This is a genomic window from Marinobacter salinisoli (assembly GCF_017301335.1).
In the GTDB taxonomy this organism is placed as follows: domain Bacteria; phylum Pseudomonadota; class Gammaproteobacteria; order Pseudomonadales; family Oleiphilaceae; genus Marinobacter; species Marinobacter salinisoli.
The window spans coordinates 808,637-830,224 of record NZ_CP071247.1; the positions used below are offsets into that span (position 1 = coordinate 808,637).

At 51.6% G+C, this 21,588-nt stretch carries 7 protein-coding genes; all 7 read right to left on the minus strand.

Annotated features, from left to right (window positions below; translation table 11 throughout):
• Positions 1-13: 13 nt before the first annotated feature.
• Positions 14-9,847, minus strand: a complete 9,834-nt coding sequence (locus tag LPB19_RS03715) for an Ig-like domain-containing protein (RefSeq protein WP_206644773.1) — start codon at positions 9,845-9,847, stop codon at positions 14-16.
• A gap of 519 nt (positions 9,848-10,366) precedes the next feature.
• The gene (locus LPB19_RS03720) at positions 10,367-10,879 is read right to left on the minus strand and encodes a hypothetical protein (RefSeq protein WP_206644774.1); all 513 of its coding nucleotides are present in this window, start codon (positions 10,877-10,879) and stop codon (positions 10,367-10,369) included.
• On the minus strand, positions 10,880-11,452 hold the full coding sequence (locus LPB19_RS03725; RefSeq protein WP_206644775.1) for a hypothetical protein: 573 nt from the start codon (positions 11,450-11,452) through the stop codon (positions 10,880-10,882). It abuts the gene before it with no gap.
• 29 nt (positions 11,453-11,481) lie between these two features.
• On the minus strand, positions 11,482-14,901 hold the full coding sequence (locus LPB19_RS03730; protein WP_206644776.1) for a carboxypeptidase-like regulatory domain-containing protein: 3,420 nt from the start codon (positions 14,899-14,901) through the stop codon (positions 11,482-11,484).
• 70 nt (positions 14,902-14,971) lie between these two features.
• Positions 14,972-15,640 carry a PEP-CTERM sorting domain-containing protein gene (locus LPB19_RS03735; protein WP_206644777.1) on the minus strand — a complete coding sequence of 223 codons (669 nt, stop codon included), beginning with the start codon at positions 15,638-15,640 and terminating at the stop codon, positions 14,972-14,974.
• Between the two features lie 302 nt (positions 15,641-15,942).
• On the minus strand, positions 15,943-18,012 hold the full coding sequence (locus LPB19_RS03740) for a multiheme c-type cytochrome (protein ID WP_206644778.1): 2,070 nt from the start codon (positions 18,010-18,012) through the stop codon (positions 15,943-15,945).
• Complete coding sequence (locus tag LPB19_RS03745) at positions 18,013-21,546, minus strand: FG-GAP-like repeat-containing protein (RefSeq protein WP_206644779.1); 3,534 nt, start codon at positions 21,544-21,546, stop codon at positions 18,013-18,015.
• Positions 21,547-21,588 lie beyond the last annotated feature (42 nt).

Consider the following 21,588-nt stretch of genomic DNA (forward strand, 5'->3'; position numbering starts at 1 on the left):
GTCACCATCCCTGTTAAAGCGCTGTCCGGAAGTCGTAATACTGGTAGCCACCGCTGTTACCCACCGGATCCAGCACATTTCGAACCTGGACATCCACTTTCGTACCACCCGGCAGTGCATTGGCCGGCGTGAACACCGCTGTCGCACCCGATACCGACCAGCTTCCGCTGATCGCACCGGCACTCGTTCTGACAATCGTTCGGCCGATCGTCCTGGCATCAATCGGTTCGTTGAACACCACCGTAATGGTCGTGTCCACCGGCACGTCCGTGCTTCGATGCGCCGGAGTGATGCTGCTTACCCGCGGTCCCGAGGTATCCGTGCTGGTACCGGTGGTGAAGCTCAAGGTGTAATCCGGCAGCGTCTGCAAGCTCAGGTCACACGCACCACTGATCGTCAGCGTGTACGCCGTTTGTGCATCCAGAACCTGTGAAGGCGTGAACACCACCGTTCGACGATCGCTGGACAGGCTCACGCTGCCACTGATCGTGGAGACGCCATCGCTCAGACTCACCGTGTCCGTCTTCACGCACAGGCTGTTCAGCGGTTCATTCACCGTCACTGCCACCGGTGCATTCAGCGCCACCGAACCCAGGTCTTCGGTCAGATTGTGGCTCACCACCTCCGGTGCTACCTCGTCGGCACTGGCCGAAGTGGTGAATGTGAAGCGGTTGTAGTAACCCACCCGGTTGCCCGACAGATCGTACAGGTAAGTGCCGTAACTCAGTCGCGCATCGTACTGATGGCCCGCCTTCAGCGGCTCTCGCGGCGTCATCCGCACCCGACGACCATCGTCGAGCAAGCTCAGATCCACCGCCACCCGACGGTTCTCGGTCTGGTTATGCAGGTACACCCGGCCGGTATCGAACAACACCGGATCAATCCGCTCACTCAGCCAGAACTCCACCACCGCGTTCAGCGGCACGTTGCTGGCGTTGCTGACCGGACTGTAGGTCTTGAGACTGCCCTCTCGAACATCCACGCCACTCTCGGTGACAAAGCCCACCGTATGGGGTGCAACCAGGGCATTGCCGGCCAGATCCTGAACACCATCAATGGTGAACAGCAAGGCTGTTTGGGCAGGCAGCAACTCCTTGGGCACCAGCGTCACAATGCGACGATCGTTGCTAATGTAGCGCTGAATCGGCAGTGCCTGTCCCGACTGACGCAGAGTGATTTGCTCCAGTGACAGTCGATCCACCGGTTCGTTGAATCGAACACGGATTCGGGCATTCACTGGCACACCGGCCTGACCTTCAAACACCGTGGTCTCAACGATTTCCGGTGCCTCAACATCCGCTTGTGCACTGGTGTTGAAGTAGAAGCCGGTGGAACTGCTCTTATTGTCACTGAGGTCTGCAATGTCATTGACCCTCAGGTAATAGCGGCGACTGACCAACAGGGCCTCGTCCGGCGTCCACACCAAGGTGCGGCCATCCGGCTCCAGGCCAACCTGACCCGGGACCCGTCGCCAGCCATTGTCGGTATCTTCCACATACACGCGACCATTTGTGACACTCACTGGATCCACGACTTCATTCATGACAATCCGGATCGTGCTGTTCACCGGAACGGTTTCGTTCGAACTCGGAACAAAGTAACTGTATCCCGGCGCATGCACATCCGGCTGCATTCCGACATGGAAGACCGTCTCCGCCGGCTGCGCCGCGTTACCAGCCAGATCCACAACCTCCGGTACCACCTCCTGATGCGTGCTGTCAGCCTCCAGGGGCTCGTGATAGTAGTACAGCACTTCACGATTACCGGCTGCGAAACGGACGCCCATGCCAGGCTGACGCGGGAAGCTCAGCGTATTCACCGGTTCGTCATAGCGAACGTGATACAGCGGATTCAGTGGGACATCCAAAGAGCCATCCGGCGGGCTCAGGGCGATGACCTGAGGTGCCTGGTCGTCTTCTACGTTGTCGGCACCGGTGTAGAAGTAAGAGCTATAGCCATAAACCTGTCGGTCACCATCGGTGTCGGTAATGTCACTACCAAGGCTGATGTAATAACGGGTGTCCGATTCCAGCAACACCTCGGGCTCTACCTGCAATACATAGCCATCTCCCACAACACTGATGGTCGACGGAATCACACTGCCAGTATCACTATTACGCAGCGACACCTGACCCACCACGCTCGACGGCTCCAGTGGTTGGTCATAACGCACTTGAATCTTTGGATTAACCACCACACCGTTCTGGTTCCCGTAAGGGCTATAACCTGTTGGTTTCGGCCACACACCAGCCGTGGTCGTGCTCGCTGTCCGGAAACTCCCTTGGTAGCTGTTGACCCGATTTCCAGAATCATCCCGTGCGGTGCTATCCAGATACACATGGATTAGGGCGTTCTCTGCGAACGGTTCTGTGGGTGTGAACACCAGGGCTTGGCCAGCGCCGCTGACACTGAGGCTGCCCTCTTTCAGTACACCATTTTGAGCCACGTAGAACGCTCCAGGCAACGTGGCCTCGTTCATGGGCTCGTTGGTATAGAGAACCACGCGCTCAGCCGTGACACCACTTGAACCATTGGCCGGATACTGCCGCGCAACGCTCGGGCGCCCGGTATCGATATCAATCACAGCGGAGGTAAACAGGCTGACAGTATCATCCATCCGGTTACCGGACAGGTCCCGAACGTTGTCCGTCACAACCACCGACATCAATTGTCCGGAAGGCCAGCTACCACGCAGCGTTACTGTCTGGGCGTTCGCTGAGTAATACACGCTTGGACGGATAACCGATCCTTCGGAATACACCACAAAGTTACTGTTGTTGATATCACCGCTGTTCAGGGATTCGGAGAAGGTCAGCACAATTGGCTGATTCGGGCCCACATCGACAGAGCCGTCTTCCGGTACAGTCGAAATCAACCGAGGCTTCTCGGTATCAAACTCCAACTCGGTCCGGAAGTCGTAATACTGGTAGCCACCGCTGTTACCCACCGGATCCAGCACATTTCGAACCTGGACATCCACTTTCGTACCACCCGGCAGTGCATTGGCCGGCGTGAACACCGCTGTCGCACCCGATACCGACCAGCTTCCGCTGATCGCACCGGCACTCGTTCTGACAATCGTTCGGCCGATCGTCCTGGCATCAATCGGTTCGTTGAACACCACCGTAATGGTCGTGTCCACCGGCACGTCCGTGCTTCGATGCGCCGGAGTGATGCTGCTTACCCGCGGTCCCGAGGTATCCGTGCTGGTACCGGTGGTGAAGCTCAAGGTGTAATCCGGCAGCGTCTGCAAGCTCAGGTCACACGCACCACTGATCGTCAGCGTGTACGCCGTTTGTGCATCCAGAACCTGTGAAGGCGTGAACACCACCGTTCGACGATCGCTGGACAGGCTCACGCTGCCACTGATCGTGGAGACGCCATCGCTCAGACTCACCGTGTCCGTCTTCACGCACAGGCTGTTCAGCGGTTCATTCACCGTCACTGCCACCGGTGCATTCAGCGCCACCGAACCCAGGTCTTCGGTCAGATTGTGGCTCACCACCTCCGGTGCTACCTCGTCGGCACTGGCCGAAGTGGTGAATGTGAAGCGGTTGTAGTAACCCACCCGGTTGCCCGACAGATCGTACAGGTAAGTGCCGTAACTCAGTCGCGCATCGTACTGATGGCCCGCCTTCAGCGGCTCTCGCGGCGTCATCCGCACCCGACGACCATCGTCGAGCAAGCTCAGATCCACCGCCACCCGACGGTTCTCGGTCTGGTTATGCAGGTACACCCGGCCGGTATCGAACAACACCGGATCAATCCGCTCACTCAGCCAGAACTCCACCACCGCGTTCAGCGGCACGTTGCTGGCGTTGCTGACCGGACTGTAGGTCTTGAGACTGCCCTCTCGAACATCCACGCCACTCTCGGTGACAAAGCCCACCGTATGGGGTGCAACCAGGGCATTGCCGGCCAGATCCTGAACACCATCAATGGTGAACAGCAAGGCTGTTTGGGCAGGCAGCAACTCCTTGGGCACCAGCGTCACAATGCGACGATCGTTGCTAATGTAGCGCTGAATCGGCAGTGCCTGTCCCGACTGACGCAGAGTGATTTGCTCCAGTGACAGTCGATCCACCGGTTCGTTGAATCGAACACGGATTCGGGCATTCACTGGCACACCGGCCTGACCTTCAAACACCGTGGTCTCAACGATTTCCGGTGCCTCAACATCCGCTTGTGCACTGGTGTTGAAGTAGAAGCCGGTGGAACTGCTCTTATTGTCACTGAGGTCTGCAATGTCATTGACCCTCAGGTAATAGCGGCGACTGACCAACAGGGCCTCGTCCGGCGTCCACACCAAGGTGCGGCCATCCGGCTCCAGGCCAACCTGACCCGGGACCCGTCGCCAGCCATTGTCGGTATCTTCCACATACACGCGACCATTTGTGACACTCACTGGATCCACGACTTCATTCATGACAATCCGGATCGTGCTGTTCACCGGAACGGTTTCGTTCGAACTCGGAACAAAGTAACTGTATCCCGGCGCATGCACATCCGGCTGCATTCCGACATGGAAGACCGTCTCCGCCGGCTGCGCCGCGTTACCAGCCAGATCCACAACCTCCGGTACCACCTCCTGATGCGTGCTGTCAGCCTCCAGGGGCTCGTGATAGTAGTACAGCACTTCACGATTACCGGCTGCGAAACGGACGCCCATGCCAGGCTGACGCGGGAAGCTCAGCGTATTCACCGGTTCGTCATAGCGAACGTGATACAGCGGATTCAGTGGGACATCCAAAGAGCCATCCGGCGGGCTCAGGGCGATGACCTGAGGTGCCTGGTCGTCTTCTACGTTGTCGGCACCGGTGTAGAAGTAAGAGCTATAGCCATAAACCTGTCGGTCACCATCGGTGTCGGTAATGTCACTACCAAGGCTGATGTAATAACGGGTGTCCGATTCCAGCAACACCTCGGGCTCTACCTGCAATACATAGCCATCTCCCACAACACTGATGGTCGACGGAATCACACTGCCAGTATCACTATTACGCAGCGACACCTGACCCACCACGCTCGACGGCTCCAGTGGTTGGTCATAACGCACTTGAATCTTTGGATTAACCACCACACCGTTCTGGTTCCCGTAAGGGCTATAACCTGTTGGTTTCGGCCACACACCAGCCGTGGTCGTGCTCGCTGTCCGGAAACTCCCTTGGTAGCTGTTGACCCGATTTCCAGAATCATCCCGTGCGGTGCTATCCAGATACACATGGATTAGGGCGTTCTCTGCGAACGGTTCTGTGGGTGTGAACACCAGGGCTTGGCCAGCGCCGCTGACACTGAGGCTGCCCTCTTTCAGTACACCATTTTGAGCCACGTAGAACGCTCCAGGCAACGTGGCCTCGTTCATGGGCTCGTTGGTATAGAGAACCACGCGCTCAGCCGTGACACCACTTGAACCATTGGCCGGATACTGCCGCGCAACGCTCGGGCGCCCGGTATCGATATCAATCACAGCGGAGGTAAACAGGCTGACAGTATCATCCATCCGGTTACCGGACAGGTCCCGAACGTTGTCCGTCACAACCACCGACATCAATTGTCCGGAAGGCCAGCTACCACGCAGCGTTACTGTCTGGGCGTTCGCTGAGTAATACACGCTTGGACGGATAACCGATCCTTCGGAATACACCACAAAGTTACTGTTGTTGATATCACCGCTGTTCAGGGATTCGGAGAAGGTCAGCACAATTGGCTGATTCGGGCCCACATCGACAGAGCCGTCTTCCGGTACAGTCGAAATCAACCGAGGCTTCTCGGTATCAAACTCCAACTCGGTCCGGAAGTCGTAATACTGGTAGCCACCGCTGTTACCCACCGGATCCAGCACATTTCGAACCTGGACATCCACTTTCGTACCACCCGGCAGTGCATTGGCCGGCGTGAACACCGCTGTCGCACCCGATACCGACCAGCTTCCGCTGATCGCACCGGCACTCGTTCTGACAATCGTTCGGCCGATCGTCCTGGCATCAATCGGTTCGTTGAACACCACCGTAATGGTCGTGTCCACCGGCACGTCCGTGCTTCGATGCGCCGGAGTGATGCTGCTTACCCGCGGTCCCGAGGTATCCGTGCTGGTACCGGTGGTGAAGCTCAAGGTGTAATCCGGCAGCGTCTGCAAGCTCAGGTCACACGCACCACTGATCGTCAGCGTGTACGCCGTTTGTGCATCCAGAACCTGTGAAGGCGTGAACACCACCGTTCGACGATCGCTGGACAGGCTCACGCTGCCACTGATCGTGGAGACGCCATCGCTCAGACTCACCGTGTCCGTCTTCACGCACAGGCTGTTCAGCGGTTCATTCACCGTCACTGCCACCGGTGCATTCAGCGCCACCGAACCCAGGTCTTCGGTCAGATTGTGGCTCACCACCTCCGGTGCTACCTCGTCGGCACTGGCCGAAGTGGTGAATGTGAAGCGGTTGTAGTAACCCACCCGGTTGCCCGACAGATCGTACAGGTAAGTGCCGTAACTCAGTCGCGCATCGTACTGATGGCCCGCCTTCAGCGGCTCTCGCGGCGTCATCCGCACCCGACGACCATCGTCGAGCAAGCTCAGATCCACCGCCACCCGACGGTTCTCGGTCTGGTTATGCAGGTACACCCGGCCGGTATCGAACAACACCGGATCAATCCGCTCACTCAGCCAGAACTCCACCACCGCGTTCAGCGGCACGTTGCTGGCGTTGCTGGCCGGACTGTAGGTCTTGAGACTGCCACTTGCAGTATCCGAACCCGAACCCGTGGTGAATTCGATAGCTCTTGGTTCGGGCAATAGGTTACCGCTCAGATCCTCTACGTTAGCAATCTCCAACTGGTAACGAGTCTGTGGATCTAAAACCGTTTTTGGTTTCAGGCTAATGATTCGTTGATCACTGCTTCTGAAGCGATCAACAGGCACTCGCTCGCCATTCGCTGTCAACCGAACCTCGAGGGCAGAACGGTTACTCACGGCCTCATTGAAACGAACACGCAGAACACCATTCAGAGGAACGCTTGTCTGATTGTTGGAGACCGTCGTGGCGACAATCTGAGGAGCTTGAGCGTCTGGCTCAAAACTTGTGGTGAAATCGAAATAACGGTTACTCAGACTGTTTCCAAACAGGTCCTGAATGCCGCTACGCAAATTAATTCTGTGGTCACGACCGACGAGGAATGCAGCGTTCGGCGTGAAAACCAGGGTCTGATCATCATCGAGGACATCAACCACCCCGGGAATTCTCTGCCCCGTACTGAGATCGACCACATAAAACGAATCATTTGTTACCGTTGCGGGATTAATCCGTTCGTTCATCACCGCGCTCAAACGAACATTGACCGGAACCCCGGTTGCGCGATGTGCAGGACTGATTTCCTGGACCACAGGACGTGCGGTATCGACGGTGTTCCCTGTTTCGAAACTCAATTCAACAGGCGCTTCAATGGGGTTACCCGCAGTATCACGCACCGTGTCTATCGAAAAAGTGTAAGGCGTAAAATCTTTCAGCAAGCCATCAGGCTGGAACACAATTTCGCTGCCACCCGCAAGAAGCTGAAAACTTCCTGGGGTTTGACGAACACCATCCTCCAGCAACTGGATATTGGCAGTCCGAACACTCTTAAGGGACAAAGCTTCAGAGAAGCGAACAATAACAGGGGCGTTTTCAGGGAACCCTGTTCCGGCATTGGCAGGATCAGTCTCTACTACCTCGGGGGGTGTACGATCGGGGTTGTTGGGATCGGTACCATCAATCACTTCCTGGCCATCTACCAGGCCATCGCCATCGGAGTCAGCATTGGTGGGGTCGGTTCCCCGCGCAACCTCTTCACCATCAAGCAAGAAGTCACCATCGGTATCTGACACACCAGGATTGGTACCCCATCGAACCTGCTCTTCATTGTCACCCAAACCATCCCGGTCTGAATCCGGCTCGACGCTCAGGCGGTGAACGGATGCTTCGGACGCGTTCCCGCCCAAATCCATTGCCACTGCGGATACCACCAGGGCGCGAGTGCCAAAGGGCACGGTGTAAGGCAGGGTGTACGGATAGCTCGTGTCAACGCCGACCGATTCACCATCTACGAGAAACTCTACCCGACCAACGGCAATATCATCGCTGGCCGATGCTTCAAGTATCAGGCGCTCCCCTTCCACCACAACGGAACGATCAGCCGGGGAGGTTAGAGAAACTTCCGGATCAACACCGTTGTTATCCGTCATCATCCGGAACTGAGCAATAAAGAGCTTGGTATCACCAGTTCGGCCGTAATCCTTCCGCACCACGTAACTTTCTTCAGTGATATAGGCGTGCGTGTTATCGACGGCGATACCCGTACCCGCATAATCACCAAAGGGAGAGAGGTTGATCGTGTCCTGAAAGAATGGCGCTTCAGGATCGGAAATATTCATAAACGCGGTGACGTTGGGAAAGAGTTGCTCCGAGTAAAAAGCAAAACCATCCGTAATGGCGACATCCCGTGGGGCTATCTCTCCCCCTCCGCCGACCTGAACCAACTGCGAAGTGCTTTCATCGATGCGATACGTTCTCCAGCCAGAGCTATACGCAGCGACATGGACCAGCCCGTTGTCCAGAGCCAAGTTTTTTACTGAACCAACATTTAACGTGTGAACCCGAACAGGGCTTTCCGGATCGGTAACATCGAATAAACTTACCGCCGTGTGATCCAACGCAACCAACCATTGCCCTGATATATCCACGGCTTTTACGTTCGCCAACTCCTGGTTAGTGCCGACGGAAATGACATTGAAGGGGTCCGAGATATTGAAAATATCCAATCCCCCAAGTGAGCTTGCAACGTAGGCGTAATCCCCCTGCAGCGCCAAATCCAGCGCTAGGCCGGAAGTACTGGCGACGAAGTACTGAATAGGATTAGAAGGATCCGAAATTTCAGCGACGACCAAGCCATTGGATTCATCCGCAATGTAAGCGAAATTGCCCCGCACCTTTATATCGACCGCAACACCTGCGGTATCCATAGAGCCGATAATTTCAGGAGCCCGCTTGTCTGAAGTATCCACAACCTTAAGACCGGCCTCACCGGCAGCCACAAAGGCGTAGTCTCCCTGAACATCAACATTGTTCGCATAGCCCGGAATCGCGATCGCGGAAAGCGCTTCGGGATCAAACTGCTCCACCTGGACAGGAACGGTTACTGAGAGCCCATTCAGGGTTACTTCGATTTCTGCGCTGCCATCAGTACCGGCAAAAATCTCACCATCATTCAAACCGAAATTTGCAACGGTAATATCTGACGAGGCATAGCGAGTACCGTTGCTTTGCGCAGTCATGTCCCGCTCGGAACCGTCGAGCATTTGGGCCATTACCCTCAACTGAGCGCTGGTCTCACCGTCAATAGAGTTGTAAGTCAGGAATAACTGCTCAGGTTGAACAGAAATAGAATCAATGGCTGAGGCCAGATCACCAGATGTGTTGTCATTTGGGTCCCAGCCCATCATGATCTCAAGGCCATCGTTGATGCCATCACCATCGGAATCCGCCGCTAATGGATCGGTAACGATCCCTTGGTCGCCACCCTCAACCTCCACACCATCGGCAATACCATCGCCATCGGTATCAGCTGAATTCAGATCGGTACCCAGCTCAAACTCTTCAAAGTTAGAGAGGCCGTCCATATCGGCGTCTTCAAAGGCATCCACCGGGTCATTCGGGTTCAACCCATTATTTCGCTCGTAATCATCCGGCAAGCCGTCGCCATCGGAATCACCACTGGTGGTCACAACCACACGACGGCTGGCTAGCACTTCATCCTTGCGTGCATTCACGAACACTACACCGTCCGACACCGCGGTGACCTGGCCGGAAGCACTCACAACCGCTATCGCGGGGTTCGTGGTCGAATAGTTAATGCCAGGATCATTGGCAGGCAAGTTCTCAACGGAGCCATCGGCATAAGTGGCAATTACACGGACCTGTTCCGTTTTACCGGCGCCGCTTAGTTCAAGACTTTCAGAAGAAGAGAAATCGAGAGAAACAGGAACAGGATCGAGAGAGCCAAATTGAATATCGCCGACTTGGGTTTGGCCATTGCGGACTACTGTAAAGTAGTCACTTTGGCCGGAAACTGTTCGACCGTCTTCCGTTGTACACGTGGCACGAGCTCTAATTCGCCCCATATTGGAAGGAACATTAGGAAGAGACCAGCCACCGCTCTCAGAGACTTGAATCGTTCGATTTAAAACGTTGACGACGCAGTTTTCATTCAACGAAACGGGCTCGGAAAAAACAGGAAAGGCCAACCCTGAAAAAATAAATAAAACCAAACCCTGCTTATTGAACATTATCTAATCCCTTAGCCTAAAAATATTGAAATCCGTCCAACTAACGAACTATTAATCAGCTGTATAAACCAAACGTGAACTAGTCTTTTCTTCAAGGAGCATTGCTAATTCTTCTAGTTCTCTCTTTCGAAAGCTTCCAAACGAATTTATGCCAACAAAAAATGTCAACCCGTCAACTGTGTTTATTTCTAGGATATAGTTCTTTGATATCGAACCTGTCGAACCAGACATTCGACCAATAGTCATTTTTCCAACCGAAGAAAAGGTTCGACCACGACGTTTAAACCAGTGCTTACCACGAAGAACAAATAAATTACCGCCCTCTTCTAAAAAAATCCTTTTATCTAGAAAAAACGGTATTAATGAAATCACCACAAGAACCATAACTACATAGAAAAAATTAACAAATATATACCAACGATGATGGCCTGCCGCTAAAAAAACAAAAATTATAGAAACCAATAATATTGCAAACAAATAGTACAATGACGGGAGCTTAGCAATAGCAAATATGATATTGCCAGGAACCATCTTTTCTACTTTATAAAAACCGTCTACAATCAATTACTTACTCCACCTTTCCAACAGGTCTGGCTTTATTTTTGATACAATAAATTGGTAAAAGTAGTCATTACCTATTTCATTCGATAGTACTCTCTCGCCATCCTGCAAATAAACCGGATAATATCTTTCACGAAACTCTTCCGACCCCGAAATTTTGTGCTTTACGAAAATTATTTCATAACTACCGTAAAGCACGACGCCTAAAACTTTGCTTTTTTCAATTCTCGAATAATATTTCGAATTTTGATCGAAAATATCTGGATCTGACGAAAGCATTTTTTTAACACTTTCAAAACTTCGGGAATCCCATATTTTCTGAATCCCATCCACTGTATCGGCAGAGGAATAGGTTTCAACCATAAGCCTTATAAATTGCTCGTGGTTATTCATGTTTTTTTTATTTTCAACATAGCCAGAAAACCCCTCAATAACAGGAACTCTGACTAAGGGGACCAGCTTGTTAGTTGTCTCACCAATTGGCTTCATTTCAATCTCAATAACTCTCTGTTTAGTTTCCGCAGTCACAACTCCAGAGAAAAACACCAGAAAAATTAACAGGCTGATAAATTTCATAAATTTTACCTCGTTCGCATCTTTATTATTTAGTCATCGAAATCGCTCAAACAGATTTCTGAGTTTGGTACTACATATGTGAAGTTGGTTGAAATTAATCCAGCCAAAACCATCTGACCACTCACCTGAACCGGCCCAGCACAACCATCAAACTCCGCGCCATTACACTCGTCGATATCTGCTTTAAGGCTTCCTGATGCACTACCTCCACCTGAAACTCTAAGAACATCTGAACTAACCGCCTGAGCTACAACTTTTGGCCCAAAACTGAGCGAAGCGGAACCAGAGACTTTGGGCCCACACTGTTCATCCGAGCAAGGATTATTTTCACCCGAGGCAGAGAGGCTTCCCGAAACCCCAAGGTCAAATACCAATCCAAGTAAAACTAGCGGATTGTCAGATCCAAAAGGAATTCTAAATGTGTAAGGGGTAGATATTTCTTTGGCGTACACACTCATATTAATACCACCAGAGAATTTCACTCCCGATCCAACTTTCTTCAAGTCTTCACAACACCGATCAAAATTTTCTCCTGTGAAACCTCCTGTTATTTCGAAAGGAAAGCTTCCGGGTCCTCCCAATACATTTTTTAATTTTTCGACCTTGCCTTGGACATACTGAACATATTTCGAAACGTTAACCTCAGCACCAAACCCGATCGTCTTATCTCCAATTTCCTCGCCTAAACATCGACCATCTTTACATTCATCAGGCCCGGGAGCGTCGCCAGTCGCAGAGGTACAGTAAAGCCCGTCATCACATTCCGTTACGCCTAGAGAAGTAAGCTCACCTTCCTTACACTCAGAACATTGGGTGTCTTTTGGCAGAATATCGCTGTCATCCGGAATATCGGTGGGATTCGCCCCATCACAGCCAGGCCGTTTACAATCCCCCTTCACATCATTATCGGGAATATCTGACGGGTCGGCCTTAAATCCCTGACACAGAGCTGTCTTACAGTCACCTTCAGTCTGATTACTAATCGGGCTATCGTTCTGCGAAGGGTCAGGCACACAGTTGCAGTTGTCGCACTTCTCACATTCCGCACAGTTATAAGAGCAACCGCTTCCACCGGGCTGGGAACCGCAATGCCAGCCAGCCTTGATTACACCCACTCCGGGGTTGGAACGAATTACAGAACCATCTTCGCTCACCGTACCCAAGCCAATGGCGACGAACTCTTCCAGGTCGTGATCAAAGGAATACATCTCAACCTGGGCACCAGGCTTGTGCCCATCCACATTGGGCAAACTCAGTCGCGCTGGAGGATCGAACTTTGCGCCTGCCGGTTGAATGGTGACAATGAACTGAGGCTGCATACCATTGGGCGGAGCCATGGGAATTTTTGACGCGTTGACGGCGGTGGCTGATATATAGCCCTCTTTCTTTCCATCCGGGAAAGTCACAGACCCCGCTGCAATTTCAAGCTTGAAGCCGGGGAACTTGTCGAGTGTCAGCTCAACATCTTCCTTGCCAGCATACACAGCGTTGTCGGTGTTTATTTTGACCATATAGATGGGCGTGGCCATGGGGTTCTCTACCCCGGCAACCGTCACCAGGTTGTAAGCCAGCGACGGAAACTCTCCCTGTACGCTCGCCGTTGAACCGTCCGCTACAAGGTGAACCGGACCAACCGGCACTTCGGTAATCTCAAACCGGCCTTCTGCATTGGTCACTGCTTGCCGGTTTGTATCGTCAATTCGAATAGTTACGCCAGGGATCGGGTTGTCCTGGTTGTCCAGAACCACACCGGTAATAGAGGTGTCGCCTGGATCTCCAGGTTGGAAGGCCGACGCCATAAAACCCGCATTGATGGGAGAGCCATCGGGACCAGTGATCGTCGCGGTTACCCTTTGGGCATCCAGGCCAAGCTTGTCACCCAATCGATACTGAACAGAAGCACGGCCGTCGCTGTCAGTCAGTAAGGTTTTGGTGGTTGATCCATCAATGAACTCACCGCCCCCCTCAATGACCGAGAACTGAACGCTAGCACCCTCAACAACATTGGCACCATCGTCAGTCACAACGGCGACAAACGGAGCCGGAAGTACCTGGCCTACCGCGCCACGCTGGTTATTGCCAGAGTTCACGCTGAGCTTGTCACCCGGCTTGCTTTGAGCCGATGCGGTAAAGACAACCTCGCTACGCTCGCCCACGGCCTGTGCGCGTACCTTGTGGTTCGCAACCCCTACGCGGTAGCCGACACGGAAGGGAACCGATGCCAGACCATTAGTGTCCGTGTCGACAACCAGAGCCCTTACTTCTTCTCCGTCACCGTTTTCCAGTGCACCTGCACCCTGCACGACCCTGAAGACCACCGGCTGACTATCAACCGGGGCGCCATCCGGGTCCACCATGCGGACTTCTAGAGGGTTTTCGAGGAATTCACCCAATTCCATACTTTGTTCATTACCGGACTCAATAATCAGTCGGTTGCCAAGATTGGGCTCATAAACGATCACCAGCTTCGTTTCAGACGTATTCCCAACCTGATCTGCGCCTTTGACGGAGATTTCGTTCTCGCCCTCCACCAAAGTGATTCCCGACGCCGAGTAGCTACGGTTGGAAATAACGGCTTCTTTTCCATTCACCGTGACGGTGGCCTGAGTGTCTTCAACAGTTCCGCGAACCACATCGTTGATAAGGCCTGTGACAGTAATGGTGTCCTGACGGACAACCTGGCCATCTTCGTGGGATTCAACCGTGATGTACGGCGGTGTGAGGTCGAGGGAAACGGAAATTGCGGCGCTTGCCTGCACGCCCTCAGCGCCTCGGGCACTGGCAACGATGGTGTTGTGACCTTCTTCAAGCGCCACATCGGCAACGAATTGTCCACCAGAGTGAGCAATTTCTTTTCCGTTGACGGTCAGGATTGCGTCTTCTTTGTTGATCGTGCCGCGAACCGTCAGTGGGCTATGACCGATAGTGATTAATGATTCCGGAGAGGTAATCACCACGCCAAGCGGAGCTTCTTGCTCGGGCTGCTGAACCTGAATTGAAGGCTGAAAACTGAACGCTGTGCTCCCGCCATTGACGACGATCACAGAGATTACTGGGCTGGTAGCACCGGGAGCCAGGGCGTCTCCCAACCATGGCGAGAGATCAAGCACCGGGATTCCCTCTTCACTGGTCGTGGCCCCCTGAATCGACACACCGCCCGTCAGATCTTCGAAGAGCAGTCGATAAGGCGCTTCAAGCGCAGTTTGGGAGTTGTTTATAACCTGGATATTGACCGTCGCATTGGGAGAGCGTCGGGAGCGGATGGGGCTCGACACATTAAGCTCTACGTCGTCACTCGCACTGGTCCAGCTGGCCGCAGCACTCGCTGGAGGAACTGCCAATCCCAAACTTATGAAAAGAAGCAAGACAATAGCCAGAGCACCAGAGAAGCCAGACACAAGGCCTCCCCAAGCCATCCAGTCCCTGGAAGCTACGCGGATAAATCCCATCGGTTATTCCTTTCCCGGTGTTGTTGCAGTCTATTTTCGCTCGTTAGAGCTTAATAAGTGGTTAATTTCGTTAGTTGGTGAGTGCCGCGTTACGAACACTGCGCCTTCTCAATGCAAAACCTGTCAAAGCAATCAGGAACAGGCTCAGTGAGGCTGGCTCAGACACAGATACGGGGTCATCAGGTTGATTTGAATTGGTGAAGAAGAAGTTATCCAGTGCGAATGAGGAATTTACGCCGTCATCTTCGTCAAACAAATTGATCGTGAGGGCGAAATCACGCCCCTGTAGACTAGAGATATCCAGAAATACAGTTTGCCAGCTGTCTGTTACATCGAAATCCCAGCCGGATTGAAAATAAAGATCAAAGGACCAATCGTCCGCATCGTAAAGTTCGATTGAGAGGGAATCTTCAAAGATGGACGAGCCAGACTCACTACTGTCCAAGTCTTGGCTAGCTAACATCAAATCAAACGAAAGGAAGCTTTCTCCGGTGGCCAGAGAGAGAGGGTTGGAGAACAGAAAACTTCCGTCATCACCCTGCCAAAGGGATGCAGAATAGGGCTCCGCGCCGATGCCACCGTCCAGATATAGAGCCTGATCGGGGCCGACACTCGCACTACCACCAACTGAAACATTTTCCCAGCCGGCAAGACCCTGACTGAAATCTCCATTGGTTATCGACAGGGCAAAACTGTTTCCGGCAAATAGAGCCAGACTGAGGAAAAGGGGAAACTTCATTGTTAACCTCCACTGCAACACATCCGCTTTGCGAGCCAACCCGGCCCGAACAACTAGGGACTACTGTGAGGAGGCAACCATGTCCTCCATCCTTGGGTGCCCAAAAGCCATCCCTAAAGCGCTTGGTACATCTCAATACCCTAGCGCGGCTTCCGAGCTGTAATACTCATTCTGCTACTAACTGAAACTTTATATTTCAATTTGTAATAAAACCTTAAAACAATCAATCCTCGGTGACAACCAACTGTCGGGTTTAGATACCCAATTTGAGGTGATTGTTGTTAGTTTTTTTGCGAGAGATCTCACTTTTGCGAGAACTCGACGTACTCTAAGTTTTCGGGAGAGATCGGCTCAGATTCCGGCTTTTTCCTCAACGGAACAACAATCGCATCATAAGCCATATCGATAATCGGTAAGGAAACAAAGGCATCTTTCAGAGCCCAACTGGCGTATTGATTGTTGAGCTTTCGATACCGTAAGCGCGCACTGATGGTCAGTGGCGTCTTTGCCCAAGTAGGAATGCCGAAGCGATAGGTTTCGATATCCGATCCGCCCGCAGGAATAACGGACTTTTCTGCATGGCCCACCATATTGAACAAGTCATGCTTCCAAACGTGTTTGCCTTTCCGGTCAACGGGAAGTGAACGGTAGAACTTTGCTTGAGGATCAACGTCCTGATTTTCGTTATTGAGCCCACCACTTCGGAACACTTCCCTGCCTTCGGCATCCAAAACCGAGAAGTCTATCCAGGCTTCATTGATATCGATGGTCCCACCTGGGAAGTTATGCCCAACCCCTACATTTGAAACAACGACGTTTATTCGTGCTTCTTCACCCAGGTAAAAATAAGCTGGGGTTTCAGTGCGAGCCCGAATTCCCTCTGACAAGGCCATTCGGTTTTGTGTAGCGTCTGTTCGGGTTGGCGGATCAATATCAATCTGCATTTTGTTTTTTTGCAGAAATGAGATCGTTTTTTCCAAATGTTTCTGGTCCCCATCGACGACTGCGAGCATTGTATTTGCGGCTGGGAAATCGTGGCTTCTCACCATTCCATCTTCATTGGCAGAAGGATCGTCCATTTTTTCCAAAGGCATATGGCAATCCTGACACTGCTTCTGATTACCTTCAGAAAATGCCGTGTTGTGTTGCCCGGAAAACGGACTGTCCAGCCAGGCCGCATATTCATCCTGCATTTTCACCCAGCCCCAATCATTCATTTCCTTATCCATGAACTGGGCGTGGCATGTGGCGCACATCTCAGCGGATGAAAGCACATCACGAGATAGGTCGTTTCGATGCAGTTGTGGACTGATTTTTGTTATGTACCGATTTATGGCCTCGCCAAGGGCATTATCAGAGGCTTGAAACAGGTAATCACGCGCCGGAGTATATTCATAGCTCCCATTGCCTTTAAGATGGACAACTTTTGATATTCCGTGACAGCCCATACAGCCTACGCCTTCCAGATTGCCCGAAGAGCCCGCAATACCGCCATGCTTCCCCCCGGCACTCAGCTCCCCGGTTAATAGAGCCACCGGCGCATGACATCCCTCACAGTAGCGGGTTGCAGTGATGTCTTTTTTTTCCGCAAGCAGGCTTACGTTGGTCATATAGGCCGGATCTGAAGCGGCCTTTCTGTGCGCCGAGGCAAACCATTGTTTCGCAATTTGTTCATGACATCCGGCGCAATTCTGGGAACCTCCAATCTGGCGCTCGTCAATAAACCCATCATGGTAAGTTTCGGTTTGGGCTGGGCGAAAGGGGTGCTCACCGTAGGTATACTGATAAGGCTCCGCCACCGGTTTCGTGCGATAAGGTTCGTGCGTAACAGCATTTGTGAGCACGATCGCAGAAATACCCACTATCCCCGCGACAAAAACAGAGATCAGGGGCCGTGCTATGCCCTTATGCAAGCTAGGATATATTTCCCGTTCGCGTTTCTTTCTTGCCGAGTTAATTGTGACTCGGTGCAAAGCAATATGAACAACCAGCATGCCAACAACAGCGTATGCTAACCACTCGTGAGAAGAATAAACCCACGAAAAGCGTTCGCTTTGCCCCAATACCGCTACAAAAGAACCACTGAAGACAAGACCCAAAAAACCTGCAAAAACAACGATCCCGCTGATAATGACCAAAGGCCTTCGCTGACCGAAGCTCTTTCTGAAGTGGGCCCACAAGTACGAAAGGGAAAGAACGCCAAAAACCAAACCAAGAATACTATGAGAAAACTGGATGGCTTGAATCCAAAAGCTCGCATCGCTTAACCAAGGGGTTAATAGCCCAGTGACTGCCACAAATGTGAACTGGGCATAAAATCCTGGACTGCTTTTTCTTTCTAGTTCTGGCCAGTTTTTCGAACTCACCGACATCTAATTAACCTCTGATACAGCAGTCGACTTAAAATCAAAACGGGAGTTTTCCACAGAGGTTACGCCAGACACCTCTTTACTTTTCACCGCACCCTCACTTACATTTCCCAGTTCCTCGGAAAGCTCCAACCTGGTTTTTTCTGGCAACATTGTTCCACCCTGTTCGAGCACCAGGGCTTTAAGTTCAAGAGAGCCACCCTTTGCGATTTCTCTCAACAAGATCGGAGCAAATCGAGGTTTCTGCTCAACCAGAACCCGTACCAATTCACTCAGAAATTCCGGGCGTGTACCGACACCATTAATCAGGTCGACGCCAAGACTTAGGCCTGCCCTGGTAGACCGATTTACTAGAACTCTCGCTGCGTAGGCAACTTCTGAAAAGGTACTTTGGGAACTCTTCGCAATAGCCCCAATCGACCTGCGAATATGCGGTTCGGCATAATCAGCCGCCATGTTATCCAAACAACGTAAAGCTAATTCAAGAAAGCCTTCACTCTGCGATATCAGCAGAGATTCTGGAAAAATCAGCTTTCTCGGTCGCAAGTTGCTACATTGAGAAAGTGCAACCTTTTGAACGGACTCACTGTTCGAAAATTGGAGAGCCTCATTCAGGACCTCAGACCTAAAGGTGGCGGGATGGTTAGAGTGCAAGGCCCGCACAGCAAAATAAAGCTCGTCTTCAGTCGGGGCTTCTGGCCATGGGATGCGGGTCCAGTCCACTTTCAGTCCCATCAAATCTGCCTGCTCTGCTACCGACCGCCTTATATCCGCCGGTTGTTCCAATAAGCGAACAATCACCGCCTCCGAGGGTAAAAAGCCATCGATGCTCAAAGCCGAAGCAAGAATTGATGGGACCTGCGTGCTGTATTTATCCAACAACTTGTGTAGCTGCTCTTGTGCTTTTTGATTCCGAAATTCGGTGATCGCATAAGTCGCCAACTCCATCGTGTATACATTTGAAGGCAGACTTGTTATCTCTAGGAACTTCGAAAGGCTGTCTTGCAGGCGCTGAAATCCTAGAGCGAGATAATCACCAGCTCTCAACTCTCTGACGACTGCAAGAAATTCTCTTTTTTGTTCTGATGAATGGATAAACTTTTCGGCGTCCAACATCCCCATCGTAAACGGATCGCGACCAAGCCTTGAAAGGGCCGAAAGAACTGCCGCTTTTAATGAAGGGCTTTGCTCTGGGTCTTCATACAGTTTTACTAACACAGGCAGCGCCTTCTTCTCCCGTAGCAGCCCTAAGGCCCGGACAGCTTCCTCCCGAACATCAGGGTTCTCTGATTGCGCCAACCTTATGGCTGGCGCCACTGCCCGGTAGTGTTCACTTTCTGCCAGCGCTCTAAGGGCACATTGCACAACCGCTTGTTCCGTTTCATCAAGCAGCCGAACAAGGTAACTAACCGCCCTCATCTTTCTTCGGACAACCGCCTCTTCTTCACGGAAAAAATGCTCGAACACACTACTCACGGCGCATTTAATCTCGGGAACGTCGCTATCAAAAAGGGGCAATAACCAGGTGATGGACGCCTCAGATTCGAGCCTTTTTGCCAGTCGTAAACCCGCTATTACCTCTTTCTGACTGGAAGACCTGAGAGACCTCTGCAAGAACGGGAGGGATATCCGATTAGGTAGTTCGCTGACTTTCTCTAAGAAATCTAAACGGGAAGTTTCAGCCGATCTGTCATAGGTCGCCAAGAGTCCCTGAATATCTTCTTGACTAAAAAAAACTTGTTCAACCTGCTCAAGAACAGTGCTGATCGACAAATTATGAGTCTCATCACTGGAAACATCTGATTGTTTTTCAGGGTGGATAACCTCTGTGCGAGAATTCCCTTTAGTAATTTTTAGGTACTTATTAATCTGAAATTCTTCAATTTTTTGGATACCGTCAGCCCAATGAATCAAGATTTGGTCTATTTCTTCGATGCTGCCAAGCCCAAACCTAAGGCGTGGATCACTCTGGGACAAAAACGTCGATGGGATTCGCGCTGACTGTTTATAGACCTTCCCGTTTGCACGAACTTCAACAGTGGCATTTTCTGCCTCAGAGCCCTTAGGAGAGTCCAGGCTTATTCCGATCCAATTATTCTTGGCCTCAAGGTTTTCCCACAGTTCAACCCGATCATTGTTGTTTACGAATACAAGATCGGAGTCTCCGTCATTATCAAAATCAAACGAAGCTAAACCACGACCGGATAGGGCACCAAACGCTTTTTCAATATCGTATCGACCGTCTTTTCTTCCTAGCCATATGGAGTTAGGCTGACCCTGTGGAACAGACGGACTATCCACGTCGGGTGTCAAATTCCCGTTATTGAGTACAAAATCGATCACGCCATCATTATTTAGATCCTCTGCTAAAACTCCCCACCCTGAGCTACTAATGAGATGATGATCGCTAATGCCCTTGGACCAAATTCTGTCGTTAAATACATATTCTTTTCGTTCATTAAAAGCTAAGCCCGGGGCGTGTCCCGTTGCGGCTGTCAGGAAGATGTCGAAATCTCCATCACTATCAAAGTCGGCTACCGCAGAAGACTGTGTAGCCGAAATGCCTGATATTCCAATAGCTGTCTTGTGTTCCTCGAACGTGCCATCACGCTTATTGAGGTACAACCTGTTCGGTGAGCCGGTATGGTTAACTACCAATAGATCCGGCCAAAAGTCACGGTTGATATCGACCCACTGGGCAGAGAGAGACCTTCCAGATCGATCCTCGACACCTGATTCAGTGCCTACCTCCATGAACTTCATTCCGCCGGTATTTCTATATAGCTTGTTAGGTAAGGGATCAAATAGAGATGGATTGAAATCGCTTGGAGATAACGATTTAAAGCCCCAGTTACTTTCAAACCGTCTGCCACCTTTTTCATAATCTATGTAATTGGCAACATAAATATCTTTATGACCATCCCTATCATAGTCCGCAATGGTCACACTGGTGGACCAACCAGTTTCTGACAAACCGGATTGCTCAGTAACGTCCTCGAACCTGCCATCACCAGTATTCCTGAATATGTGGTTTTTTCCGGTAGTCGTAATTACCAGATCGGTATGGGTATCGTTATCTAGATCAGCAGCAGCACAGCCCATACCTTTTTCGGTAGTCGTTAGCTCGGAAAAAGAAGTGACATCAGAGAAATAACGACCATGGTTATTTTGGTAAAGATATAAAGGCTGATTATCTGACCACCAGGCATCCTTTCCGTAGTGCCTTACCTGCCCACTTCCACCGATAATTAATAGATCGAGCCAACCATCGTTATTGTAATCAAGTACGCAGGTTCCCCCCCCTAAGGTTTGATCGAGGCCACTTAGGTAATCGGCGGAATCATGGTGGAATGCTTGGATTCCTAGTTCGAGGCTCTTCTCTAGGAACCTCGGGATCTCTGGACTGGCGTGGTCTGAAGGACCATAGGCAGGCGGGTCTGGGATGTCCACCGGCTGAGTTGAGCCCAAAGTCAAAAGGAAAACGATTAAGACTATTGCGGGCCCAAATCCTGAGATGAAGGACTTTTCCTTGTTCACAAAGCAATTCCTGAATCTACATACTACCTGGCCAGTCTTGCA